This window comes from Marivirga sp. (assembly GCF_024636815.1).
Lineage (GTDB): Bacteria > Bacteroidota > Bacteroidia > Cytophagales > Cyclobacteriaceae > Marivirga.
Window position 1 is genome coordinate 1 of the sequence record NZ_JAGXGF010000106.1, and the last position, 8,768, is coordinate 8,768.

General features: G+C 34.6%; 7 protein-coding genes. All 7 read right to left on the reverse strand.

The window, feature by feature from the left end; translation table 11 throughout:
- On the reverse strand, positions 1–499 hold a 499-nt coding region (locus Q0L29_RS08310; protein WP_296620746.1), incomplete at its 3' end, for a glycosyl hydrolase family 28-related protein.
- A 400-nt stretch (positions 500–899) separates the two neighbouring features.
- The gene (locus Q0L29_RS08315; RefSeq protein WP_296620748.1) at positions 900–1,910 is read right to left on the reverse strand and encodes an RES family NAD+ phosphorylase; all 1,011 of its coding nucleotides are present in this window, start codon (positions 1,908–1,910) and stop codon (positions 900–902) included.
- Between the two features lie 37 nt (positions 1,911–1,947).
- Positions 1,948–2,889 (reverse strand): sce7725 family protein, encoded by a 942-nt coding sequence (locus tag Q0L29_RS08320; RefSeq protein WP_296620750.1) that lies wholly within the window; start codon positions 2,887–2,889, stop codon positions 1,948–1,950.
- 1 nt (position 2,890) lies between these two features.
- Complete coding sequence (locus Q0L29_RS08325; RefSeq protein ID WP_296620751.1) at positions 2,891–3,757, reverse strand: sce7726 family protein; 867 nt, start codon at positions 3,755–3,757, stop codon at positions 2,891–2,893.
- Between the two features lie 382 nt (positions 3,758–4,139).
- Positions 4,140–4,949 (reverse strand): hypothetical protein, encoded by an 810-nt coding sequence (locus Q0L29_RS08330; RefSeq protein WP_296620753.1) that lies wholly within the window; start codon positions 4,947–4,949, stop codon positions 4,140–4,142.
- 423 nt (positions 4,950–5,372) lie between these two features.
- The gene (locus tag Q0L29_RS08335) at positions 5,373–8,177 is read right to left on the reverse strand and encodes a DUF5060 domain-containing protein (RefSeq protein WP_296620755.1); all 2,805 of its coding nucleotides are present in this window, start codon (positions 8,175–8,177) and stop codon (positions 5,373–5,375) included.
- A gap of 290 nt (positions 8,178–8,467) precedes the next feature.
- On the reverse strand, positions 8,468–8,768 hold a 301-nt coding region (locus tag Q0L29_RS08340), incomplete at its 5' end, for a response regulator (protein WP_296620757.1).

Consider the following 8,768-nt stretch of genomic DNA (forward strand, 5'->3'; position numbering starts at 1 on the left):
GTGCAAAATGGGTGCGTAGGGCAATTGCCTTGGAGTTGCCTTCTTCAATTCTAAAATCAATATTAGAAATGGCACTATAAAAAGTACCTGCCGTAGCATCTTCCGGTTCAAGTCCTTCTTCTACCAAATTGCTGGTAAACCAAAACATGTAATTGAATTTATCCTGGTAGCCAACTGTGTTTTTATCTAATATAAATTCAGGACGGTTTTGTCCATAACCTATAATACGAATGGCTTTTGGAACGTAAATAGTTTTACTAATGAGGTACTTTCCCTCAGGAATGAATAAAACTCCAAAGTTCCTTTCTTTTTTAAGCTTGTTTATAGCCAGTTGAAGCGCATCAGAGACATCTTGCTTTCCATTGGCCTTAACATTAAATAATTCAGAAGTAAAAAAAAGCGCTTCTTGATCATCTGGTGCATGTGTGTATACAGATTGAGCCTTTGTGACAAAAGGGTTAAGAAAAAGAATTATTAAGAGAATTTTGATTGGTTTCATATAAAGAAGTTTAACCATGTAATCGCTCATAGATACTTTATGAATATTATTTTTATAGTTGAGACAGCATATCCACGATTTTTTGATCTTACCATTTTGTCTCATTTTATAGAAACACTTGTTTTATAAATTTCGATTTGCAATTTACCCACAATGATTAGTATAAGAATAGTAGCCAATTGCGTGGTGGTTTCCTGTCAATCCGCTATGCAGTTTGAGCGGGCTACAAACCTTGATATTTAGCATTTCTACCAACCATTACTTATATCTGTTGTTGTGTTTTCGTGCTTTATTATCTGCTGTCTCACCGTGTGTTGGGGCAGCCATACTCTTTGACAAGTTTTGGTTTGTGCGTCAGCTTTTTGAGCGACTTGGCAATGTGTATGGTTGCGAAGTGTTGTCACAACTTTCTATGATTTAATTCTATGCTTTCAATTTCGTAAATATTTGTCCTAATACATTCAAATTTATCAGGATTAAAAATAGCTAAATTGTATCCATCAGAATTGAGTGAACTTTGGAATTCAACTCCATCATAACCAATTGACTTAATAAATTCAGAAAGATATTGTGTCGGCAAATAATCTATCTCCTTATCAAGCTTTCTTATCGGCAAGGATAGTTCTTTTTGCAATGTTTTAATAAATGGAATATAAGTTAAATAGTCATTAATAGCCTCTTGCTCAGCCCATATTATTGGGTCATTTTCTGGCTCTCTAAGATTTAATATTTTAATATCTTCTTTTAATCTAAAATCTCCAACTGTAACAAAATCAAATAATGTCGCTCTTGCTTCATAAAGTGATGTTTTAACATTATCTGCTAAATATAAATATGAAATGCCTTTCGGATTTGCTCGACCACCAGTAGCTAAATCTTTTGGAGGATTTCCCATTTTTTCTATTTCAATTCCATTTTTTTCAGAAATTCTACTTCGATAAAATATCCTACCCTTTTTAAGTTCGGTCTCAAAAACTTCATTCTTGAATATTTTCCGAAGCTTTTCTAAATCTAATGCAGCCTGAATATGAAAACGATTAATATTTTTTATTTCGTTTTTAAACTCTTCCCACTTGGTATGAATGGCATCAGTCTTTTTAGAATGCTCTCCTTTCCACAAAGAAGAGGTCACTTTATTGTTTAATAATTCCCCGAACTCTTCATTATCATCTTCAATAATTGAATTTAGTAAATCCAATTTATATTCAACTTTATCACTAAAAATTGTGGCTGTAAAATCACGTTCTAATGCCGACAATATATCAATTCCAGACTCATTATCAACGTTGTAAAGATTTAAAATATTTCTAAAGTATAAGATAAGTTCTCTTGGAGTATAAATAGAAACATCTTTTGATTTACAGTAATCACATTCCCCTTTTCTGGAATCTGAATATATTATATTACGCAAATAAGAACTCGAAAAACATTCAATACAACAAAACATACTATATCAGTTTTTTTACGAGTTCAATATGATGCATTACTGAAAGTTTTTTTATACTACCCAAACCAGGAAAGTGTCCACTGTCATGCAAAGTTTTAAATTGATTTATGCCTATTGTTTCCTCAATATTGTTTTCATTACACCAATTAACAAGCTTTTCGATAGCTTCTGCAAATTTTCCTCCAATATCTGATGTGTCATCATTTGAATCTGACACAAAGTGTTTTATTCTAATTTTATTATCATCTTCTATATATGATAAATGGATTGCAACGGCATAAGGTAAGAAGCCTGTTTCAGAATAGTTATCTCCTATCGTAAGAAAGTCAGAAAACCCTTTATAACCATCATCTTTATAAAAAAGATGCTCTTCCGAAAATTGACTGTCAGGTACTGATAAATAATCGGAATTTTTTGATAAACAATTGAAATAGTCATCAAGGCCAATTCTTGTATCAGCTGGAAAATTCCTGTAGTAACGTCTACTGGTTTTGTTAAAATAAACGATGTTATTTATCACAGGGGCAATACCTTCAAGTGTACTTGTAATTTCTTCAACCTTATTATTTACACCAAAATGTATTAATGAAAAGCCTGCAAAATCAAATGAAATATCTTGAATTATTTCTTCTATAGCAGGAATGCCAATTTTGCTATCAATTATGATTGCTAACTGAAAATTTGTGAAGTCACCAATTTCACCTGAAACAGTTTCAATGATTTCAGCAGTTGAACCTGTCAAATCTCCAACTGAAGGATTTAGAATTATATTAAAATTAATATCCTTGTTTATTAATTCGCTAATTGTAGTTTTTAATGTGGATGAATTCTTAACAGGCTCAATGATGGGCGAAATCTTTTGTGGTGACTCAGCCATTAATCCACTTAATTCTCGTAAAGCAATAAGTTCGAATTGTTTGCCTCTAAGGTAAGGATAATACATTTTAAAGTTTTTGATTTAGAAATTGGTACAAGTAACTGTATTCCTTACTTGACATATCAAGGGAATAGCAAATATGCTTTAATTCATATGGTATTTTGTCCGATAAAAACTCTTTTGAACATTTTAACTTACGCTCTTTGAGTTTTTGATATGCCATCTTTTGAAAATCTACTATATTTATTGTCTCAGCAAGCTTCAATGACTCTCGAAATATTCTTGTGTTTGGAACATCCGGTATTTTCCCAAAATATTCTTGTATAATATCAAGATATTCCTGTTTCCGCAATGTTTTAAATATTGCATTATGATTAAATAATAGACTATTTTCCTTTGCTGGTTGTAATTCTTTAAGAGTGTTATTTTCGGTAAACTCAATAATGCCTATTGTTGTATCACAATAATCCGACAATAATTTATTTATGAATTTTGAATTTGAAACAACATAAACTTTATTTGCGAATTGTTTATAATCTGCTAGTTGTTTATCGAGCTTTTCTAAGCTATCATATTCCGTTTTTATCTCAAATATTTTTGCTTCTCCATTTAATAAAACAAAATCAGCAATCGACCTACCAACTTTAAATTCATTTATTACGGTAGTAGTATTAATACTATATTTTCCAAGTAACAACTTGTTAAGAAGTGCATTCTTGTAAAGGTATTCGCTTTTATATTTTTCTAATAGTTCTTTGTATATGAATTGTAAGATTTCAAGATTATTAATAGAATTTGGAGAGCTTATATGTTTTTTAATCCGTGCTCGGGTAATGGCAAAATCATTTCTTCTAACTATTCTCTCAAAGTTAGTTGGAGTAAAAATCTGAGATAAACTTCTTAAACTTTCAATATCGTTTTTTAATCCAATCATAAAACAAAAATACTAAATCAATTCTGCTTAAGTAAATTTTTTACAAACATATTCACCTTTATCATTATATCTGTGCGTCGGCAAAAATTTGGCTCTTTTGCAAGCTGAAGCATCGGCTTGTGGAGTTGGGCTTGCAAATGTGCCAAATGTGCGTTGGCATTTATTTCACGTTCTTTCTTAGCATGAAACACAACGGCTCTAATAAGGGGCGTAGGCTGATTTGTAAAGCCTAACCTTCAAAATCCCACCGAGCCAAAACTTTTACTTGGCTATAAATATATTCTTTTAACTAGCCGAAACAAAAGCTTTGGTGAACTAATTAAACGAGCTAAACTCTCAAAAATATACTGACAGCCCATGCCCTTTTTTTTGTTACACACAGTTATTTTATAGTCTTCAGATAACGACTACTCATCCAACCAACATATTTGGGAGAAAAAGCAGCGGGATCTTTAACATTTGAATGTCTTTTTTCTTTATTATCCATAGCAACGTACCACCAAACTCTACCCGTACTATCACATTTTTCAGCTAAAGCATACCCAAATTCTCCCGTTGTGTAAGTCATAATTTGATTGCCGTTACTATCGTCTGGAAAATAGAATGATTCGTTATCAATTTCAGGAGTAATTCTAAGGTGATATGTAGAATTCACAACTTTAAATTTTATTTCCTTGTCAAATAAAATTTCGGGCTTTGGAGTCTCGTTATGATAGGTGAAATAGTCTACAAGCCAAAAGTCAACAGAGTCTCGTTTTGAATTAAAATGATAGGTGTACCAGTTTTCCATAATTGCCAGACAACAACCTGGATCATGTATAACCATTCGTTGCAATTCATTATTTTCCATTTCAATTTCGTTAATATTCATATATTGCCTGAATATCAAACTAAAGTGTCCTTTTCTATTCAGGTAAATATTAACCATCATTGGTTCACTACCACTCCAACCATCATATATTAAATCGAGATCATTATCGTTGTCTATGTCTATAAAGTGAAAGAATTCACTATATTCTTCTGGCCATTTTTCAGATTCTGAATAAAAAGGAAAATCACTTTTCACATTATCCATAAATCGATATTTCAAATCAGCATCAATCTTTTCAAAGCCAGATAAATCTACTCTTTCATCTTGACTCCTCACAATCATTGGAATGAAAAAAATAATCAGGATTAAAGTTTGTTTCATATTTTATAATTGTGTGTAACGTCGATAACCTCACCCCATATGCTGCTATTTCGTCTATGTACCCGGTGTATTAGCGTTTATTACTACAGGGGTGGTGCGATAAGCGCAAATGGACTTATGTTAAAGCTTTAAAGATAACTTTTTATTTAATAAAAGATATTACTTAATAAGTTTTGGCGTGGAAGAAGGTGCTGATTTTAGTAACTAACAGGAAACTGATGGAGAAAGGAACAAGGGTATCATCTCTATTTAATAAACTTTTAATCGGCATCTGAGGCAGGAATTATATTTGCTACTGTGCCCGTTCTTACACTTCTTGCGGCTCGGATTTTCCTGAAAAAATGAACTACCATCCTTCAAAAAACAGGAATTGCATTGTCCACTAATTTTTATAAACCTTATTTCGATTTATTTTAATATCAACTATAAGCGTTTTATCAATACCACCCAATCCTGTTCCGGTAAATTATTCTCAACTGAAGGAGGATTTCCTAATGAATGAATTCCGCCTCCTTCAATATATTCTACCGAGCCGATTTGCAAATCACTCCCCGTTAATGGGTTAAACCATTGTACGCTAAAGCTACCTTTTGCACTGCTTAAATCAAGCGAAGATGTTTTAGAGTTTGGCAAATAAATAGCATAAATCTCATCCTTCTTGCGCAAGCAATACGCCTCTTTTGAGTTGACTAAACTGTGTTCAGGCTGCATTTCCCAATACGGCAGATAGGTATTAAAAAATTCTTTAGCATAGTTTGTAATTTCCCAAAGACGATTTCTCTGGCGCCAGTCTTCCGAAGTTAAATCATTATGTGGATGCTTTGCTCCAAAATACCATTCAACACCGGCTCCTCCTGATAATAAGGTACCCCAAAGTGCGTAGCGTCGAAGTGTAGTATGATTAGGATCTTCTGTATCCGTCATGGCACCATCGTACCACATCCCAATTTCGTCCATGGTAATCAGCCAAGGGTGACCAACGCTATCGGATTTTGCTTTCCAGTCAGATACTATTTCAGCTGCTGTTTCTCTTTTGGCATGCTGCAGGGAAATACCATCCAAATATTCGTATCCAAGCATATTGTTTAAAATATCCTTTCTAATATCTTCATTAGGTAAGGTATGTAATACTACCGGATGCTTGTAAGGATCATTTTCTTTTATAAACCTGGCCATTGCTTTTCGCTGTTCATCATCCTGGTAAGGATTATCCGGAGCCCATGGTGTTAGTCCATTCTCCTCGCCTAAATTCCAAATTAAGCCAGGATGATGACCAAACCTTGCAATAAGTTCCCGAAAGTATAATTGGCGATAAGGTCCGGTATCTCCATTATCAAGCATGGTTTCATTTTCTGTTTCCTGTAAAACCACATGCAATAATATGCCTTTTGCTTGCATGTACTCAAATATGATTTCCCATTGATCTAATTTGCTTACATCAAATCGGGTAAAATCATCGGGACTCACATAAGGCCATACATCTTTTCCATCGCCTAAAATATTTAAAGTCAAAAAATAGGCTGAGTTCATGCCTTTTGACGCTAAATAATTGATAGCTCCAATCAGTGATTTTCCTTTTCCCTTTTTCCATGTGGGATCTCCTGTTTTCCAATCTTTGAGGTGTGGTTCATACGCATGAATATAAGTAGGTGCTGCTGCTTCTCCTTCTCGGGCTTCTGCTTTTATGCGATAGGTGTCATCAATATCAACATATGCCAATAGATTTTCAGGACTGTTAGTTCCGGCTTTAAGCCAATAATTATCGCTGCCCCTAAATTTAAAATATCCATTAGAGGCTTCTATTCGGCCGTGAGCCCGAAAATCATCACCTTCTTTATCCGATCTAAGCACTAAAAAATCTCCATAAGCATTTGATATTGATACTTGTTTTCCGGCATTTAAACCATCGTTAAGTGCAATGCTATCTCCTTGACTAAGCTTAGCCGAATAAGACCATTTGCCCATTTTATCCGGGGTAAAACGTACTTGCCAAATATTGCCTTGCTTCGAACCGGTTTCTGCAGCATTTCCGTCGGCTGCATAAAAACCTTGTATGGTGTGCCTGGTTTCTCCGTTTTGAAATTCAACACTTAATCTGTAGTTTAAAAATGGATTTTCTTGAGCCGCTTCAGATGTTTCAGGCCCTTTGAAGGAAAGGGTTACGGTGTGCCACTGCATGTGCACAGGTGTTGTGTCTAAAATTTCAGATATTGGTGCCGCATCTCCTTGAGGTAATTCCAATCGTTCAATTGTTGTAAGTTCAGGTTCACCACCATGCTTTCCGCAGCCTGAAGCAGTATAAACATAGTTTCCAACTACCGCAAATCCGGTTCCATGGCGCCCTTGATTAAAAGAAGGCCATTTACTCCATAATTTTGTTTTGGAATTAAATGCTTCCACCTCATTATGTGCCTCCACTTGCTCAGCCGTTTCTCCGCCACCAATAATAATAGAATTATTCCAGGCAAAAGCAAAATTTCCGGCTCGCATAGTGGGTATAGCTAAATTATTGCTTACTGCTTCCCATTCTTGCGTGTTGAAATTATAAATATTGCCATGGCTCACTGTTAAAGCCATATCTTGGCCGGTTATTTTCGAAGTATTTCGGCCTGCAAATGCATAAAGTTTATTGTCAACAACTACAGCTTGAAAATGATCACGTGCATTTGGTGCATCAGCTAATGCTTTCCATTCGCCAGTTTCGGGATTATACTCATCAAACCAAGGTTTGTAGCCATTCATATGACCATGAGTAATGCCTCCAATTAAATAAATCTTATTATTATAAACCACTGCACCGGCACCACCTCTTCTTCGATGTTCAGGAATAGTGTCACCATATACATATTCATCACGTTCGGGATAATAAATAATAACCCTATCAACAGGCGTTTCGTTTGGCCATCCTCCGGTCATGGCACCAATCAAATAAATTGCATCGTTAAAAACTACCGGTTGAAAGTGATGTAACTCAATAGGTGTAGCCGATTTCTCAGTCCATGTATTTGTGGCAGGATCAAATACCGAAGTAGGATTAATCCTTCTACCTCCCATTAAATATAATTTGTCTTTGTAAGCTACAAAACCTGCCTCATGGCGTGCAGTTGGTTCTCCCGTTGTTGCTATTGTCTCCCATTTCCAATCGTGCGGAGTTGCATTGCTGCAACTTTCGATAAATAAAATACCGATGATGGAAAAAAAACCTAGCACTCTAAAAATGTGGTTCATAATATTTAACTTACTCTATCGGCAAAGATTCTCTATCTCTAATTTCAATATTTTTATTAAAAGTACTAAACTTTAAATTTACCGCAATCTTCCGGCTTATGCATATTGCATGTTGTACGCTGGCCTTGTTCTTTTTTATCATCAATCTGTTTATCAATGCACTGTTGCTCAATGCGTGCGTTGGAACCGGACGGGCTTGAGGCTCTTTTGGCATTTTGGGACTGTGGGCAAGCCTTACGGGAATGCCAAATATGTCTGAGAGCGAAGGGATGGTATTCATCAATAATATATCACCCCTTTACTGCTTCAGCAATTATCGTATGCATTTTCGCTATTTCAAAAGGTTTACAGAAATATTCAAGGATTAAACCATTGCGTAGGGCTTCATTAATGTCCTTGCTAATTTCAAAACCTGTCAAAATGTAATATTTCTTATTGGGATACTTTTGTCTGGCTTTTTTTATGAACTCTATTCCATTCATACCAGGCATTTTCATATCACTTATTACAATTGAAATATCAATATTGCTGTCCAATACTTCTAATCCTCTAAAACCGTCATATGCTGTTAAAACCTCATAACTATCTTTA